We start from the raw sequence: 18214 nt of genomic DNA, 5'->3' as shown, positions 1-18214 counted from the left end.
ACATGGCAATCATACGGCCAATGATCGGCAACGGCTGACCTTTAACGTCCGTCTGTCAGCAAGTCGCCAGTCATCACCGATGGCGTAACAAGGCGGCGGAGGAACCGAAATGGCGGACAACGTGCGAGAAATCCGGTGATGCGACACACCGTAGTCGATCGATTCTTGGATGTCGTCAGGAGGTCCCCCGATCGCGTCGCGGTGCTCTCCCCCGGCTCCCCGGTCACGTACGCGGAGCTGGCGGCGGCGGCCGGCGGCGTCCAGCACCTCGTCGCCGCGGCGGGAGGCCGTCCAGGCTCCCGCGTCGGACTGCTCACCGGACACGACGCCCAGGTCATCGCCGCGATCATGGGGACGCTGCTCTCCGGCTGTGTCTACGTGCCGCTGGACCCGTCGTACCCGGCGCCACGACTGGCGTACATGCTCGACGACGCCGACGTGAGCGTGCTGGTCTCCACCCGCAGGCACGAGGCGCTGGCCCGGACCCTACTCGGGGACCGGCCGTGCCCGATCGTCTTCATCGACGACGCGCCCCCGACGCCGCCGTCGGCCTGCGCCGCCGTCGAGCCGGACGGCCTGGCCTACCTGCGCTACACCTCCGGGTCCACCGGCGTGCCGAAGGGGGTCGCGCAGAGCCACCGCAACCTGCTGCACTGCGTCGGCAACCAGATCGACAGCCTCTCGATCACGCCCGAGGACCGGCTGAGCCTGCTCGCCTCGGTCAGCTTCGACGCGTCCATCCCGGACATCTATCCCGCGCTGCTGACCGGCGCGGCCGTCGTGCCGATCGACGTGCGCGCCCTCGCTCCGGGCGAGCTGGTGCGCCGCCTCGCCGACTGCGAGGTGACCGTCTACCACTCCACGCCGACGCTCTACCGGTACGTGCTCGACGCCCTCGGGCCGGACGGCCGGCTGCCGTCCGTACGCGCGGTGCTGCTCGGCGGCGAGCGGGTGACCAGGGACGACGTGCTCGCGGGCCGCGGCCGGTTCGCCGACTCGTGCGTCTTCGTCAACGGGTACGGCGCGACCGAGGCCACCTTCGTGGCCCACCACCACACCTCCTTCGACGTGCGGGACGCCTTCCCCGAGGCCGGGCCGCTGACGCCGATCGGCCGCCCGCTGCCCGGCTACGACGTGGTGCTGCTGGACCCCGGCGGCGGCACGGTCGAGGACGACTGCCGCGTCGAGGGTGAGATCGCCCTCCGCGGCCCCTACCTGGCGCTCGGGTACTGGCGGGACCCGGAGCGCACCGCCGAGCGCTTCACCACTGACAGCGAGGGCAGGCGGGTCTACCGCACGGGAGACCTCGGCCGCCGGCTGCGCGACGGCACGCTGGTCTGCCTGGGCCGGCTGGACCGGCAGATCAAGGTACGCGGCTTCCGCGTGGAGCCGGCCGAGGTCGAGGCGCACCTCACCGCGCGGCCCGGCGTGGCCAAGGCCGTGGTCTCGCTCTCCGGCGACCGGCTCGTCGCGCACGTCCAGCCCGTCCCCGGGGCGGTGCTCGACCCGGCCGCCCTGCGCCGTTCGGCGGCGGAGAACCTGCCGGACCACCTGGTGCCCGCGGCGGTCATGGTGCTCGACGCGCTGCCGCTCACGCCCACCGGCAAGGTGGACGTGCGGGCGCTGCCCGCTCCGGCGCCGGCCCGCTCCGGCGAGCCGCCCGCCACGCCGGCCGAGGAGGCGGTCCACACCGCCTGGTGCGAGGTGCTCGGCGTGACCGAGGTCGGCGTGACCGAGCCCTTCTTCGACGCCGGCGGCCACTCGCTGCTGCTGGGACGGCTCCAGCGGCGGCTCACCGACCTGGTGGGCGAGCCGGTCTCGATGACGGCGCTGTTCGAGCACGCGACGGTGCGCGCGCAGGCCCGTGCGCTGCTGGAACAGGCCGCCCCGCCCGCCGCCCCGCCCGCCGCCGTGCCGACCCCGGCCCCCGCCGTACACGACGACCACGACGACGAGTACGAGGACGATCTGGACGGCCGGATCGCGGTGGTGGGCCTGGGCTGCCGGTTCCCCGGCGCGTCCGACCCGGCCGCGTTCTGGTCCGTGCTGGCGAACGGCGTGGACACCATCTGGGACTACTCCGAGGCCGAGCTGCGCGCGCTCGGCATCGGTGACCGGCTGCTCGCCGACCCCGCGCACGTCCGCTCCGGCGGGAAGCTGGACGGGGTGGCGGACTTCGACGCGGAGTTCTTCGGGTTCACCGCCGAGGAGGCCGCCCGCACCGACCCGCAACACCGGCTCTTCCTGGAGACCGCCTGGGAGGCCCTGGAGGACGCGGGGTGCGACCCGGAGCGGTTCGACGGGCAGGTCGGCGTGTTCGCCTCGACCTCGGCCAACCGGTACTTCCTCTTCCACCTGTTCGGCAACCCGGCCGCCGGCTCGCCGGACGACCCCGACGACTGGGAGGGGCGGATCCTGCCGCACCAGCGGTCCGACCACCTGCCGGGACAGGTCGCGTACCGGCTGGGCCTGACCGGCCCGGCGGTGGCGGTGCAGACCGCCTGCTCCAGTTCCCTGGTCGCGGTGTGCCTGGCCGCGCAGAGCCTCGCCGACCACCGGTGCGACCTCGCGCTCGCGGGCGGCGTCACCGTCACCTGGCCGCGCCACCGGCACACGCCCGGCGGGATGGTCTCCCCCGACGGCCGGTGCCGGGCGTTCGACGCCGCGGCGGCGGGCTCCGGGTTCTCCAGCGGCAGCGGCGTGGTCGTGCTGAAGCGGCTCGCCGACGCCCTGGCCGACGGCGACCACGTGTACGCGGTGATCCCCGGCTGGGGCGTCGGCAACGACGGCGCGGCCCGGGCGGGCTTCGCCGTACCGGGCCTGGCCGGGCAGGTGGCCGCGGTGACCGACGCGCTCGGCGACGCGGGCCTCTCACCCGACGAGATCGGCCTGGTGGAGGCGCATGGCAGCGGCACGCCGCTGGGCGACGCCATCGAGGTGGAGGCGCTGACCCGCGCCTTCCGGGCGGCCGGGGCGCGCGGCACCGGCTACTGCGCCCTGGGCGCGGTCAAGACCAACATCGGGCACACGGACGCCGCGGCCGGGATCGCCGGGTTCATCAAGGCGGTCCTGTCGGTGTGGCACGGCGAGATCCCCGCCAACCTGCACGTCGGCTCCCCCAACCCGCAGCTCGACCTCGACCGCGGGCCGTTCTATCTGCCCGCGAAGACGGCGCCCTGGCCGGAGGACCGCCCCCGGGTCGCCGGGGTGAGCGCGATCGGCATCGGCGGCACCGGCGCCCACGTGCTGGTGGCCGAGGCCCCGGAGCCCGCGACGCCGGCGGAGCCCCAGGCCGCGGGCCGGTTCCGGCTCCCGGTGTCCGGGCGTACCCCCGAGGCGTTGCGCGCGGCGATCGTCCGGCTGCGCGACCACCTCGCCGCCAACCCGCACCTGCCGCTCGCCGACGTGGCGTACACGCTGGCCGCCGGACGCCGCTCCTTCGCGCACCGGGTGGTGGTGGAGTGCGGCGACCTCGCCGAGGCGATCGCGGCGCTCGACCCCGACCGGCTCCTGTCCGGCGCCGGCGCGGCGGAGCCGTCCTCGGGCCCCTCCGTTCCCCCCGTCACGGGGCGGCGAGTGCCCCTGCCGACCTACCCCTTCCAGCGACAGCGTCACTGGATCGACCCGCCGGGAGGCGACTCATGACCACCCTGACCGCCCGCTGGTTCCGTTGCCCGCGGCCGGCGCCGTACGCGGCGGCCCGGCTGTTCTGCCTGCCCTACGCCGGGGCGGGCGCGGGCGTGTTCCACCCGTGGCCCGCCGCCCTCGAACAGGTCGCCGAGGTGCACGGCGTCCAGCTCCCCGGCCGGGAGAACCGGATCGCGGAGCCGGCCGAGATCGACCTGCCCGAGCTGGCCGCCGCGCTCGCCGACGCCGCGTCCTCCGAAGACCGGCCGTACGCGCTGTACGGGCACTCGCTGGGGGCCCGGCTCGGGTTCGAGCTGATCCGGGAGCTGCGCCGCACCGGCGAGCGGCTGCCCGACCGGCTTTACGTGGGCGCGGCGCGCGCGCCGCACCTGGCCGGGTCCTCGACGTTCGACGGGCTCTCCCAGGTGTCCGACGACGAGCTGGTGGCGCGGGTCGTCGCCGGGGGCGGCGTGCCCGAGGCGGTCGCGGAGGAGCCGGAGCTGCTCGAACTGCTGCTGCCGGCGCTGCGGGCCGACTTCGCCCTGCTGGACGACTACGTCTACCACCCCGAGGAGCCGCTGCCGGTGCCGATCACGGCCTTCGCCGGCACGCTCGACCGGGCCGTGTCCATGGAGCAGATGGCCGCGTGGGAGGAGCACACCACCGCCGAGTTCGTGCTCCACCACGTCGAGGGCGGCCACTTCTTCCTCCACGACCGCGAGGCGGAGCTGATCGCCCTGCTGTCGGCCGACCTCATGATGCTCGGAGGTGCGTGGTGACGAAGCTGAAGCTGGGGGACACCGGCTGGGAGGTGTGGTCGGACGCGCTGCTGCGCACCACCGGCTTCCCCGCCGCCGGGCTGGACGCCTTCGCCGCGCCCGCCGCGGCTGCCGCCGCCGACGACCTGCTCGCCGGCCACGGGGACGCCGAGGTCTTCGAGAAGGCGCTCACCGAAGCGCTCGCCGCGGGAGCGGCCAAGATCTGCGAGATCGCCGCCGACCCGCTCTTCCGCGAGGCGGTCACCTGGCAGAACCCCGGCGTGCTGATCACGCTGGACGGGATCCTGTCGAAGGGGCCGGGGGCGAACCGCACCTCGCGCCGCCGCGCCCGCGAACGCTCGGTGGCCCGCTACTGGCAGCGGTACTGCGCCAAGAACGAGACCATCGGCTTCTTCGGCCCGGTCTGCTGGATCACCGTCGCCGACTCCACCCAGGCCCTGGACGTACGCCCGGGTCCCGCACTGCTGCGCGAGCGGCGCGTCACCTTCGAGAGCTGGGCGATGGCCGCCTACGCCGACCACCTGGCCGCCGACCCGCGCGTCCGCCGCTGCTGGCCGCCCGCGCTGCTCCCCCACCTCACCCTGCACGAGCGGACCATCCTGCGTCCGATGCAGCCGCCCCTCACCCTGTCCGCCGCCGAGGCCGACCTGCTCGGCCGCTGCGACGGACGCACCCCCGCCCACCAGGTCGTCGCCGTCCTCCCCCGCCCCGAGGACGGCTACCTCCTCCTCGAACGGCTCGTCGAACGCGACCTCGTCACCTGGGACGCCGCCCTGCCGATCGGCCGTGACGCGGAACCCGCGCTGCGCGACCGGATCGCCGCGATCGACGACGACGGACTGCGCGCCGAGGCGACCGCCGGGTTCGACCGGCTCCGCGCCGCCCGCGACGCCGTAGCCGCCGCGGCCGGGAACCCCGACGCACTCAAAGCCGCCCTCGCCACCCTCGACGAGGAGTTCACCGCCCTCACCGGCGCGGCGCCCCGCCGCCGCGACGGCCAGATGTACGCCGGACGCACCCTCTGCTACGAGGACACCGCCCGCGACCTCGACGCCACCGTCGGCACCGCGCTCCTGGACGACCTCGCGGCGCCGCTGGACGTCCTGCTCGCCACCGCCCGCTGGCTCACGCACGCGATCGGCGCGGCGTGCCTGGACGTCCTGCGCGACCTGTACGCGGAGCTGAGCCAGGAGGCGACGGGCCCGGTGCGCCTGGGCGACCTGTGGTACCTCGCCCAGGGCCTGCTGTTCACCGGGGACGACAACCCGTTCCGCACGGTGGCGGCCGACTTCGCCCGGCGCTGGGCCGAGCTGATCGGGACGCCGGACGCCGCCGCGACCGGCGGCCGGGTCACGCTCTCCTCGGCCGAGCTGGCCGGGCCGCTCGCCCGGCTCTTCCCCGCCGAGCGACCCGGCTGGTCCGGCGCCCGGCTGCACAGCCCCGACCTGCAGATCTGCGCGCCCGACGTGGACGCCGTCAACCGGGGCGACTACCAGGCTGTCCTCGGCGAGATGCACCCGTCGTGGTCGTCCCTGGACAGCGCGGCGCTCAGCCCGTTCCACCCCGAGCAGGAGCGGCTGCGCGCCGACCTCGACCTCGACCTGGGGCCGGAGCGGATCCACATCCTCTATCCCGAGGACTATCCCCGCCACACCACCCGCACCGGGTACGGGCTGGCCCGGCCGCGCGACCGGCAGCTCGGCGTGGGCAAGGCGCGCGGCGCGGACCCCGACCGGCTGCTGCCCGCCACCGCGGCCACCGTCTCCGACGAGGACGGGGCGCTCGTCGCCACCGGCCCGGACGGGCGGCGGTGGCCGCTGATCGAGATATTCGCGGAGATGCTCGGCACCCAACTGCTGGACATGTTCAAGCTCACCGTCCCCGGCGCGCACGTGCCCCGGATCACCATCGACCGGCTCGTCATCACCCGCGAGACGTGGCGCACCACGGTCGGCGAGACCGGGCTCGCGGACGTGACGGACGAGCGCGGGCGCTACCTCGCCGCCCGTGCCTGGCGAAACCGGCTGGGCCTGCCCGACCAGGTGTTCATCAAGATCGGCACTGAAGTGAAACCCTGCTACTTCGACCTCACCAGCCCGCACTACACGGACGTGCTGGGCACCATGCTGCGGACGGCCGGGCCGGACGCCACGCTCACCATCAGCGAGGCCCTGCCCACCCCCGACCAGTCGTGGGTGCCCGACCACCGGGGCGACCGCTACTTCAGCGAGCTCCGCCTGCAGATCACCGACCCCCTCACCCCGGGCGGTGCGCGGTGAGGAAGCTGGAACTGGGGAACACCGGCTGGGCCGTCTGGCCCGACGCGCTGCTGCGCACGACCGGCTTCCCCGCCGCCGGACTGGACGCCTTCGCCGCGCCCGCCACCGCTGCCGCCGCCGACGACCTGCTCGCCGGCCACGGCGACGCCGAGGTCTTCGACAAGGCCCTCGCCGAAGCGCTCGCGGCCGGAGCGGCCAAGATCTGCGAGATCGCGGCCGACCCGCTCTTCCGCGAGGCGGTCACCTGGCAGAACCCCGGCGTGCTCATCGCGCTGGACGGTCTGGTCGCGGGCGGTCCCGACGCGCCGCGGAACGTCCGCCGCAGGGACCGGGAACGCGCGGTGGCCCGCTACTGGCAGCGGTACTGCGCCAAGAACGAGACCATCGGCTTCTTCGGCCCGGTCTGCTGGATCAGCGTCGCCGACTCCGCCCAGGCGCTGGACGTCCGTCCCGGAGCCGGACTCCTCCGGCAGCGGGGGGTGATGTTCGAGAGCTGGGCGCTGGCCGCCTACGCCGACCACCTGGCCACCGACCCCCGCGTCCGCCGCTGCTGGCCGCCCGCGCTGCTCCCCCACCTCACCCTGCACGAGCGCAGCATCCTGCGTCCGATGCAGCCGCCCCTCACCCTGTCCGCCGCCGAGGCCGACCTACTGGCCCGATGCGACGGACGCACCCCCGCCCACCAGGTCGTCGCCGTCCTCCCCCGCCCCGACGACGGCTACCTCCTCCTCGAACGGCTCGTCGAACGCGAGCTCATCACCTGGGACGCCAATCTCCCCCTCGGCCACCGGGCCGAGCGGGCCCTCCGGGACCGCATCGCGGCGATCGACGACGACGGACTGCGCGCCGAGGCGACCGCCGGGTTCGACCGACTCTGCGCCGCCCGCGACACCGTCGCCGCCGCGGCCGGAAACCCCGACGCACTCAAAGCCGCACTCGCCACCCTCGACGAGGAGTTCACCGCCCTCACCGGCGCGGCGCCCCGCCGCCGCGACGGCCAGATGTACGCCGGACGCACCCTCTGCTACGAGGACACCACCCGCGACCTCGACGTCACCATCGGCACCCCGCTCCTCGACGACCTCGCCGCACCCCTGAACGTCCTGCTCGCCACCGCCCGCTGGCTGTCGACGGCCCTGGCCGACGCCTACGCGGCGGCGCTGCGCGAGCTGTACGACGACCTGCGGGACGGGGCCGACGGGCCGGTGCGGCTGTCGGACATCCTCGCCCTGGCCCCGGGCCTCTTCTGGGGCGACGGGCGGCGGCCGGCGGACGAGGTCGCCGAGGAGTTCGCGCGGCGCTGGGAGGACCTGTTCGGACCGGGGCGGGGCGAGGCCCCCGTCGAGGTGTCCGCCGCCGACCTGGCCGAGCCGCTCGCCCGGCTCTTCCCCGCCGAGCGGCCCGGCTGGTCGGGCGGCCGGTTGCACAGCCCCGACCTGCAGATCTGCGCGCCCGACGTGGACGCCGTCAACCGGGGCGACTACCAGGCGGTCCTCGGCGAGATGCACGCGGCCTGGGCCACCTTCGACTCCGACCTCTTCACCGTCTGGCACCCGGAGGTGGACCGGCTCCGCGACGAGCTGACCGCCGACCTCGGGTCGCACCGGATCCGGCTGATCCTGCCGACCGACTGGCCCCGGCACACCGGTCGGGTCACGCCGTCGCTGATCGGCACCACCGACCGGCGGCTCGGGTTCGCCCCGGGGCGGTGCGCCGAGCCCGAGCGGCTGCTGCCCGCCACCTCGGTCGTCGTCACCGACGAGGACGGGGCCCTGGTCGCCACCGCCCCCGACGGGCACCGCTGGCCGCTGATCGAGATGTTCTCCGAGATGCTCAGCACGCTCGCCGTCGACGCCTTCAAGATCACCATGCCGCGGGAGCACACCCCCCGGATCACCATCGACCGGCTCGTCGTCACCCGCGAGACCTGGCGCACCACCATCAGCGAAACGGGACTCGCCGGCATCACCGACGAGCGCGCTCGCTACCTCGCCACCCGCGCCTGGCGAAACCGCCTCAACCTGCCCGACCGGGTATTCGTCAAGATCGGCAGCGAAGTGAAACCCTGCTACTTCGACCTCACCAGCCCCCACTACGTCGGCGTGCTGTGCACCATGCTCCGCACCGCCGGACCGGACGTCACCCTCACCGTCAGCGAGGCCCTGCCCACCCCCGACCAGGCCTGGGTCCCCGACCACCGCGGCGACCGCTACTTCAGCGAGTTCCGGCTGCAGATCACCGACCCGCTCCTTCCCGGAGGCGCGCGATGAGCGGCCGGCCGTCCCTCGCCGGGCCCACCGTCGTCGACGCGATCCTTGAGCGGGCGCGCGCCGTGCCCGACGCGGTCGCGGTCGCCCAGTGGGACGAGGAGATCACGTACGCCGAGCTGGTCCGCCGGGCCGCGCTGCTGGCCTCCCGGCTCCGCGCGCTCGGCGTCCGCCCGGAGACCCCGGTCGGCATCTGCCTGGAGCGGCGGCCCGCGATGGTGGTCGCGGTCCTCGGCGTACTGCTGTCCGGCGGCTGCTACGTGCCCCTGGACCCGGGCGGCCCGCGACTGCGGCTGCGCGACATGGCCGCCGACGCCGGCCTGGACATCGTGGTGTGCGACCCGGCGGGAGCCGAGGCGGTCGGCGAGGCGATGGGCGACGCCGCCCTGCGGCGCCTCGCCGTACCCGGGGCGAACGAGCCGGCGGAGGTCGACCCGGCGGCCGCGCCCGCCTGCCCGGCCGCGCCGGACAACCTCGCCTACCTGCTGTACACCTCCGGCTCCACCGGCCGCCCCAAGGGCGTGGCCGTCACTCACGGCAACGTGATGACGTTCGTGACCGCATGGGCCGCGATCAGCGGAGCCGACGAGACCACCCGCGCGCTGGCCGCCGCGTCTCTCGGTTTCGACGTCGCCGTCCTCGACCAGCTCGTACCGCTGGCCGTGGGCGCGACGGTGCTGCTGGTGGGTGACGTCGACCGTACCGACCCGGCCAGGCTGCGGCGTTTCATCGCCGAGCACCGGGTCAACTGGGGATTCCTCACCCCGGCGGTGCTCTCCCTGCTCGACCCGGCCGCGCTGCCCGGCTGGCGGACGGTGATGTGCGGCGCGGAATCGGTGCCGGCCGAGTTGATCAACCGCTGGGCGACACCGGGCCGCCGGTTCATCCACGCCTACGGACCCACCGAGACCACAGTGGCGGCCACCGCCGTCGAGGTGACCGCGCCGCAGGTCGCGCCGGTGCCCATCGGATATCCGCTGCCCGGCTACCGCTGCCACGTCGTCGACGAGCGACTCCGCCCGGTCGAGCCGGGAGTCGAGGGCGAACTGGTGATCGGCGGCCCCGCCGTGGCTCGCGGCTACATCGGCAGGCCCGCGACGACCGCCGGTGTGTTCGTGCCGGACCCGTTCTCCGGCGAGCCGGGCGCGCGACTCTACCGGACGGGCGACATGGCCCGGTACACGCAGGACGGGCAGGTCGTCTTCCTGGGCCGCCGCGACGGGCAGGTCAAGATCCGCGGTCAGCGGATCGAGGTCGGCGAGATCGCGGCCGTCCTGCAGGAGCATCCGCGTGTGACGCAGGCGGCGGTCGAGGCGGTGCCGCGGCCCGGCGGCGGCCTGGAACTGGTCGCCTTCCTCACTCCGGAGGACGCACCGGACGACGTGGAGTACGCCGCCTCGCGGCTGACCGCCGCGATGCTGCCCGGACGGGTGCTGCGCCTGCGCGAACTGCCGGTGAACGCCTCCGGCAAGGTGGACCGGGCCAGGCTCCGCGAACTGGCCGACGCCGACCGCCCCGCCGGCGACGTACCGGAAGGGACGACCACCACAGAACGGGCGCTCGCCGCGATATGGCGGCGCCTCGGCATCGGCGCCGACTTCTTCGCCGGCGGAGGCGACTCGATCACCGCGATGCGCCTCGTCGCCGCCGTACGCGACGAGCTGGGGCTGGACGTCACGGTGGACGACGTGTTCGCCGGGCGGACCCTGCCCGAGATCGCGACGCGGTTCGACAAGGCCGCCCGGCGCACCGAGCCGGAGCTCGCCCGCGGCAACCCGCCGACGCTGGCGCCGCCGCAGCGCCGCCTGTGGTTCATGGACCAGCTCGCGCCCGAGGCGGCGCCGTACAACATCGCGCTGGCGCAGCGGCTGCGCGGCCCGCTCGACCGGGACGCGCTGCGCGCCGCGCTGCGTGCGGTCGCCGAGCGGCACGACGTGCTGCGCTGGCGGATCCGGCAGACGGCCGGTGTGCCGTACGCCGTCTGCGAGCCGCCGTCCGACGTGGACCTCCCCGTGGTGGACCTGAGCGCGTACGGCCCCGCCGAGCGGGACGCCCGGCTGCGCACGCTGCTCGCGGCCGGCGCGGCCGCGCCCCTCGACCTGGCCGCCGCGGCCCCCTGGCGGGCCTGGCTGTACACGCTGGCCCCCGACGAGCACGTGCTGGCGCTGACCCTGCACCACGCGGTCTTCGACGGCTGGTCCGTGGACGTGCTCTACACCGATCTCGCCGCCGCGTACGCCGCCGGTGTCGCGGACCGGACGGCGGATCTGCCGCCGCTGCGCGCGTCGTACGCCGACTACGCGGTGTGGCGGGCCGAGCGTGACCTGCGCGACGGCGCGGCGGACCTCGCCTGGTGGTCCGAGCACCTGCGCGACGCGCCAACCGTGCTGGACCTGCCCCGCGACCGGCCTCGCCCGGCCGAGCAGACCTACCGGGGCGCGCAGGCGTGCCTGGCGCTCCCGGCCGAGACCGACGCCGCCGTACGCGGTCTCGCCGCCGACCTCGGCGCGACCCCTGCGGGCGTGCTGCTGGCCGGGCTCGGACGGCTGCTGCACCGGCTCACCGGCTCCGCCGACCACGTGATCGGCGCGGTCGTCGCCGACCGGCGGGTCGCCGCCTTCGACGACCTGGTCGGGTTCTTCATCGACATGGTGCCGCTGCGGCTGCGCTCGGACGACGAGGCCGACTTCGCCACCCAGGTGCGGCGGGCCACCCGCGAGCTGATGGACGTGGCCGCGCACCCGGCCGCGCCGCTGGAGCGCGTGGTCGAGGAGCTCGGCATCGCGCGGGACCCGTCCCGCGCGCCGCTGACGCAGGTCATGTTCAACGTGCTGAACCTGACCGAGCCCCGGCTGGACCTCCCGGGGCTGCGCGGCGAGGAGATCGATGTCGACAAGCCGGGCTCGCCGTTCGACCTGACGGTCTACGTGATGGAGCGCGGCGGCGGGTTCGAGGTCGAGTTCCTCTACAACCCCGACCTCTTCGACGCGGCCAGGGTCGACGCGATGCTCGCCGACTACGCGAACGTGGTCGGCGCGCTGGCGGCCAACCCGGCGGCCCCCGCGGGCGCGGTCGCCCTGCCGGAGCGGCTCTCGCCGGAGGCCGCGCCCGGCGCGATGCGGGTCGCGGAGCCGACGGCGGCGCCGCTCCCGCCCGTGGGGGCCGGGACCGCCGCCACCGAGGAGCTGATCGCCGCGATCTGGCGCGAGGTCCTGGAACGGGACGGCTTCAGCCCCGACGACAACTTCTTCGACATCGGCGGCAACTCGCTCGCGCTCGCCGCCGTCCACGCCCGCCTGTGCGCCCGGCTCGGCCGCGACCTGCGCATGGTGGACCTCTTCCGCTATCCGAACATCCGCACCCTCGCCGCCCACCTGGACGCCCAGGCGGACGACACCGGCGGCACCACCGAGGCCGTCAACCCCGAAATCGCCCGCGCGGCCTCCAGGGCCGAGGCGCGGCGGAACCGAACCCGGCGCCCACGACGCGCCCCCAGCACCACCGGACAGGAGAACGACCATGAGTGACATCACCGACGAGGGCGTCGAACCGATCGCCATCGTGGGGATGGCCGCCCGCGTGCCTGGAGCGGCCGACCTCGAGGAGTTCTGGCGCAACCTGGTCGACGGTGTGGAGTCCATCAGCACCTTCACCCGCGAGGAGCAGGTGGCCAGAGGCGTCTCCGAGGAGGACGTCGACGACCCGAGCTGGGTGTCCAAGGCGCCGTACGTCGAGGGGTACGACCAGTTCGACGCGGGCCTGTTCGGCCTCACAACGCGCGAGGCGGAGATCCTCAACCCGCAGCACCGGCTGTTCCTCGAGTCGTGCTACGCCGCCCTGAACGACGCCGGGACCGACCCGATGCGCTACGACGGCGCCATCGGCGTGTACGCGGGCACCGGCGGCAACCAGTACCTGTGGGAGAACCTGGCCCACAACAAGAAGGTGTGGGAGACCCGCCACGGCATCGGCCTGGCCACCGCCAACTCGCCGAACTACGTGGCCACCACCGTGTCGTACCGGCTGAACCTGCGCGGGCCGAGCCTGACCCTGCACACCGCGTGCTCCACGTCGCTGGTCGCGTTCCACATGGCCTGCGAGGCGCTGCGCGGCGGCGAGTGCGACATGGCCCTGGCGGGCGGCGTCAACCTGGAGCACCCGCCGGCCACCGGCTACATCGGGGTCGAGGGCTTCACCTCCCCCGACGGCCACTGCCGGCCGTTCGACGCGGGCGCGAACGGCACCGTGTGGGGCAGCGGCGTCGGCGTCGCCGTGCTCAAGCGGCTGGAGGACGCCATCGCCGACGGCGACCACATCCGGGCCGTCGTGCGCGGCAACGCGATCAACAACGACGGCGCGGCCAAGGTCGGCTTCTCCGCGCCGAGCGTGGACGGCCAGGCCGCCGTCGTCGCCCAGGCGATCGGGCTCGCCGCCATCGACCCGCGCACCATCGGCTACGTCGAGGCGCACGGCACCGGCACCGCGATGGGCGACCCGATCGAGGTCGCCGCCCTGACCGCCGTGTACGGGCAGGGGGCGCGGGACCACGGCTGGTGCGCCATCGGCTCGGTGAAGTCCAACATCGGCCACCTCAGCCAGGCCGCGGGCATCATCAGCGTGATCAAGGCCGCGCTCGCCCTCGAACACGGGGTGATCCCGCCGACCATCAACTTCGAGCGGCCCAACCCGGCGATCGACTTCGAGACCACGCCGTTCTACGTGGCGTCCACGCTGGGCAAGTGGCAGACCGACGGCGTCCCGCGCCGCGCCGGCGTGAGCTCCTTCGGCATCGGCGGCACGAACGCGCACGTCGTGCTGGAGGAGGCGCCCGACTCGGCCGCCTTCTCCTCGCGCGCGTCCCGGCCCGCGCACCTGCTGCAGGTGTCGGCCAAGACCCCGACCGCCCTGGACGCGGCGGTGGAGCGGCTCGCCGGCCACCTCGACACCCACGAGGACCTCGGCCTCGCCGACGTGGCGCACACGCTGCGCGTCGGCCGCCTCGAATACCCCCACCGCGCCACCGTGGTCGCCGCCGACCGGGCCGACGCGGTAGCCGCGCTGCGCGACCGCAAGCGGCTGCGCAAGCGCGAGGCCGGCGCCGTCCCGCCCGTCGCCTTCCTGTTCTCCGGGCAGGGCGCGCAGTTCGCGGGCATGGGCGCCGAGCTGTACCGCGCCGAGCCGGTGTTCGCCGCCGCCGTGGACGAGTGCGCCAACCTGTTCACCGAGCACGTCGGACTCGACCTGCGCGAGCTGATGTTCGCCGGCTCCGACGGCGCCTCCGAGGCGGACGAGCTGCTGCGGCAGACGCGCTACACCCAGCCGGCCCTGTTCACGGTCGAGTACGCGCTGGCCCGCCTGTGGCAGAGCTGGGGCGTGCGCCCGGCCGCCATGATCGGCCACTCCATCGGCGAGTACGCCGCCGCGACCGTCGCCGGGGTCTTCCGGCTGCCGGACGCGGTGCGCCTGGTCGCCGCCCGGGGCGCGCTGATGCAGTCGATGCCGCCGGGCTCGATGCTCGCCGTCCAGCGGGACGAGTCGGAGCTGGCCGGGCGGCTGCCGGAGGGCGTGTCGGTGGCGACCGTCAACGGCCCCGGCACCTGCGTGGTCGCGGGCCCCGTGGACGCGATCGAGGCGTTCGCCGCGACGCTGAAGGCGGAGAAGGTGGGCTGCAAGCCGCTGCGCACCTCGCACGCCTTCCACTCGGCCATGATGGAGCCGATCCTCGCCGAGTTCACCGCGCTGGTGGCCTCGGTGCCGCGCCAGGCCCCGAACCTGCCGTTCTGGTCCAACGTCACTGGCCGGCCGATCACCGCCGAGCAGGCGACGGACCCGGCCTACTGGGCCGACCACCTGCGCCAGCCGGTCAGGTTCGGCGCGTGCGTGGCCGGGCTGTTCGCCCAGTACGGCGACACGCCGCCGCTGCTGGTCGAGTGCGGACCGGGCCGGCAGCTCGCCGGGCTGGCCCGGATGCAGCTCCCGAAGGGCGCGTCGCTGCCGCTGCCCACCCTGCCCGGGCCCGGCGAGCGCGCCGGTGACGTCGTCACCGCCTACGAGGCGGCGGGCGCGCTGTGGGCCGCCGGAGTGTCGCTGGCCGCCGGGTCCGAGACCGGGTTCGGCGGCGCGGGGCGGCGGGTGCCGCTGCCGGCCTACCCGTTCGAGCGGCGCCGCTACTGGATCGACGCCGACCCGGTGGACCAGGACGCCGTCGCCGCCGCGCCGCGCCGGCGCGGACCGCTGCCGCTGGGCGAGTGGTTCGCGGTGCCGACCTGGCGGCAGCTCGCCCCGGACACCCGCAAGGCCGACCTCGGCACCTGCCTGGTGCTGGCCGACGGGCCGCGCGGTGAGGAACTGGTCGCCGCGCTGCGCGACCGGGGCGTCGCCGTACGGGTCGCCGGGCTCGGCGGCCACGAGGCGCTGCTCGCCGACCTCGGCACGCAGGAGGCCGGCGAGGCCGCACCGGTCACGATCGTCCACGCCCTGGCGCTGGACGGCGCGCCCGCGAACGGCGACATCGCCGCCACCTGGGAGGCGCAGGAGCGCGGCTTCTTCAGCGTGCTGAGCCTGGTGCAGGCCCTCGCCGGAGCGGGGACCACCGACGGCGTGCGCCTCGACATCGTGTCGTCGGGCACCACCGACGCGCAGGGTGAGCCGTCGCGTCCCGAGCACGCCACCCTCGCCGGCATCACCCGCGTGGTGCCGCTCGAACTGCCCGGCCTGACCGTGCGGCACATCGACGCCGACCCGCGGTCGGGCCCGGCCCGTACGGCCGAGATCGTCGCCGAGCTGCTGCGCCCGGCCGACGAGCGGGAGGTGACGCTGCGCGGCGGCCGCCGCTGGGCGCTCGACTACGCGCAGGTGCCGCTGGCCGAGGAGGACGCCGCGTCGCCGGCGGTCCGCGAGGGCGGCCGCTACCTGATCACGGGCGGTGTCGGCGGCATCGGCATCACCCTCGCCGAGGACTTCGCGCGGCGTTCCCGCGCCCGGCTGGCGCTGCTCAGCCGGGGCGGCCTGCCGCCGCGCGAGGAGTGGGACGCGCACCTCGCGGTGCACGGCGGCGCCGACCGCACCGGCCGGGCCATCCTCGCCATCCGGCGGATGGAGGAGGCCGGCGCCCAGGTGCTGGTGCTGGCGGCCGACGTCACCGACCCGGCCGCGCTGCGCGAGGCGCGCGAGCGGATCGAGGCCGAGTTCGGCGGCCTGGACGGCATCGTGCACGCCGCGGGCCTGCCCGGCGGCGGCATGGCGGAGGTCAAGGAGCGTGCCGCGGCCACCGCGGTGCTGGCTCCCAAGATCGCCGGAACGCTCGCCCTGGCCGAGGCGTTCGGCGACCTCCCCCTCGACTGGGTGGCGCTCTGCTCCTCGGTGACCTCGGTGGTCGGCGGCTTCGGCCAGGTCGACTACTGCGCGGCCAACAACTTCCTCGACGCCTACGCCAAGGGCGCGCACGGCTGGAGCGCGCCGGTCGTCTCGCAGAACTGGGGCGGCTGGACCGAGGTCGGCATGGCCGTCGAGGTGACCGCGCCCGAGGGCTTCCGCGCCGCGCGCGGCGGGGTCGCCCAGGCGGTGGACCACCCGGTGGTCTCCACCCGCCTGACCGGCGAGGACGGGCAGGCCGAGTGCCACGGCCTGGTGTCGGCCGGCACGCACTGGATGCTCGACGAGCACCGCATCGGCGGGGTCCCGGTGGTGCCCGGCACCGGCCACCTGGAGTCGGTCCGCGCCGCCGTCGCCGCCTGCCTGACCGCTCCGGACGCCGACCACGTCGTGGAGCTGCGGGACGTGGCGTTCCTGGAGCCGTTCTCCGTCCCCGAGGGGGCCACCGCGCAGTACCGGGTGGAGCTGAACGGCACGCCGGAGGGCGCCGAGTTCCGGGTGACCAGCCGCACGGCGGGCCGCTCGGCGGTCCACGTGCGCGGCTCCGCCGGGTGGGTGCGTCCCGAGCCCGCCGCCGAGGCGGACGCCGCGGCGATCGTGGCGCGCTGCCGGTTGCGGACGGCCGGTCACGACGCCGGTTCCGAAGCGGCTCGCGAGGGCGGCCGGACCAGCATGCTCACCTTCGGCCCCCGGTGGGACGCCCTCGGCGAGCACCACGTCGGCCGGGACGAGGAGCTGGCCAGGATCGTCGCGCCCGAGGCCGCCGCGGCCGACCTGGAGCGCTGGGTGCTGCACCCGGCCCTGCTCGACGTGGCCACCGCGTTCGGAGAGGGACGTGGCGAGGGCAGCTACCTGCCGCTCTCCTACGGCCAGGTGCGGGTGCGCGGCGCGCTGCCCGCGCGGTTCTGGAGCCACCTGCGGTACGCCGACGGAGGCGACGACGTGGTGTCGGCCGACCTCACGCTGTTCGACGAGGACGGCCGGGTGCTGGTCGAGATCGCCGACTTCGTGCTGCGCCGGGTGGACCGCGACGCCGTCACCGGCAACCTGGCCGGCGACGCCCCGGCGGCCGCGCCGGCGGCCCCCGCCGGAGCCGGGACGAGCGGCGACGGCATCTCCCCCGTGGACGGCGCCGAGGCGTTCCGCCGGGTCCTGGCCGGCGGCCTCGGCTCGCAGGTCGTGATCAATCCGCTGCCGGTGGCCGAGCTCGCCGAGCGGGCCAGGTCCCGGACCACCGACACCGTCGCCGGTGACGGCGGCGACGGGCACGCGGGCGAGCGGGCGGCGTCCGGCGACCTCGCGATGCCGCGCAACGAGCTGGAGGCCACCATCGCCCGGGTGTGGAGCGACGGCCTGGGCGTGACGGAGGTCGGCATCGACGACGACTTCTTCGCGCTCGGCGGCAACTCCCTGATCGCGGTGCAGCTCATCGCCTCGCTGCGCAAGGCCGTCGGCGTGAAGCTGCCGATGCGCAGCCTGTTCGAGTCGCCCACCGTGGCCGAGCTCGCGGTCGTCGTCGAGCGGCTGCGCGCCTCTGCCGACGCCGAGCAGGCCCCGGCCGCGGCCGACGCGGGCGACGCCGGTCAGGGCCAGGCCGCCGGCACCACCATCCCCAAGCTGGACCGTCGATGACCTCCTCTTCCCGGGCCACGCCCGAGGTCGCCGCGGCAGCAGACATTCGACGAACGAGGCAGGAACCATGACCGACGAGCAGTACGTCGTCGTGCGCAACGACGAAGAGCAGTACTCGATCTGGCCCGCCGGGCGGACCCTCCCCGCCGGATGGCACGACGCCGGGTTCGGCGGGTCCAAGCAGGAGTGCCTGGACCACATCGAGACCGTGTGGACCGACATGCGGCCGCTCAGCCTCCGGCAGGGCGGGTGACCA

General features: G+C 75.1%; 7 protein-coding genes. All 7 read left to right on the top strand.

Annotated elements, in window-relative coordinates; genetic code table 11:
* Positions 1-165 precede the first annotated feature (165 nt).
* The 7 genes from AWQ68_RS35595 (at position 166) to AWQ68_RS35565 (ending at position 18211) form a co-directional block, all read left to right on the top strand.
* Entirely contained in the window at positions 166-3645 is a 3480-nt protein-coding gene (locus AWQ68_RS35595; protein ID WP_245656420.1) for an amino acid adenylation domain-containing protein, read from the top strand.
* Positions 3642-4406 (top strand): thioesterase II family protein, encoded by a 765-nt coding sequence (locus AWQ68_RS43835; protein ID WP_066949629.1) that lies wholly within the window; start codon positions 3642-3644, stop codon positions 4404-4406. The genes AWQ68_RS35595 and AWQ68_RS43835 overlap by 4 nt, the downstream gene beginning before the upstream one ends.
* Positions 4403-6685 carry a lantibiotic dehydratase gene (locus AWQ68_RS35585; RefSeq protein WP_066949701.1) on the top strand — a complete coding sequence of 761 codons (2283 nt, stop codon included), beginning with the start codon at positions 4403-4405 and terminating at the stop codon, positions 6683-6685. Before AWQ68_RS43835 ends, AWQ68_RS35585 begins: the two co-directional genes overlap by 4 nt.
* The gene (locus AWQ68_RS35580) at positions 6682-8955 is read left to right on the top strand and encodes a lantibiotic dehydratase (protein WP_066949628.1); all 2274 of its coding nucleotides are present in this window, start codon (positions 6682-6684) and stop codon (positions 8953-8955) included. Before AWQ68_RS35585 ends, AWQ68_RS35580 begins: the two co-directional genes overlap by 4 nt.
* Entirely contained in the window at positions 8952-12479 is a 3528-nt protein-coding gene (locus AWQ68_RS35575) for a non-ribosomal peptide synthetase (protein ID WP_066949626.1), read from the top strand. Before AWQ68_RS35580 ends, AWQ68_RS35575 begins: the two co-directional genes overlap by 4 nt.
* The gene (locus AWQ68_RS35570; RefSeq protein WP_066949623.1) at positions 12472-17958 is read left to right on the top strand and encodes a type I polyketide synthase; all 5487 of its coding nucleotides are present in this window, start codon (positions 12472-12474) and stop codon (positions 17956-17958) included. The genes AWQ68_RS35575 and AWQ68_RS35570 overlap by 8 nt, the downstream gene beginning before the upstream one ends.
* Before the next feature lie 67 nt (positions 17959-18025).
* Positions 18026-18211 (top strand): MbtH family protein, encoded by a 186-nt coding sequence (locus tag AWQ68_RS35565; protein WP_066949620.1) that lies wholly within the window; start codon positions 18026-18028, stop codon positions 18209-18211.
* The last annotated feature ends 3 nt before the right edge of the window (positions 18212-18214 follow it).

Origin of the sequence: Microtetraspora fusca (genome assembly GCF_001570365.1) — a bacterium.
GTDB classification, from domain to species: domain Bacteria; phylum Actinomycetota; class Actinomycetes; order Streptosporangiales; family Streptosporangiaceae; genus Microtetraspora; species Microtetraspora fusca.
The sequence above is the reverse complement of the archived record's forward strand: the minus strand, read 5'-3'. Positions and strand labels throughout refer to the sequence as shown.

Bases quoted from the DNA above. Each gene is read 5' to 3' on its own strand.
- AWQ68_RS43835 (WP_066949629.1), top strand. From the start codon at position 3,642: ATGACCACCCTGACCGCCCGCTGGTTCCGTTGCCCGCGGCCGGCGCCG.
- AWQ68_RS35575 (WP_066949626.1), top strand. From the start codon at position 8,952: ATGAGCGGCCGGCCGTCCCTCGCCGGGCCCACCGTCGTCGACGCGATC.
- AWQ68_RS35565 (WP_066949620.1), top strand. From the start codon at position 18,026: ATGACCGACGAGCAGTACGTCGTCGTGCGCAACGACGAAGAGCAGTAC.
- AWQ68_RS35570 (WP_066949623.1), top strand. From the start codon at position 12,472: ATGAGTGACATCACCGACGAGGGCGTCGAACCGATCGCCATCGTGGGG.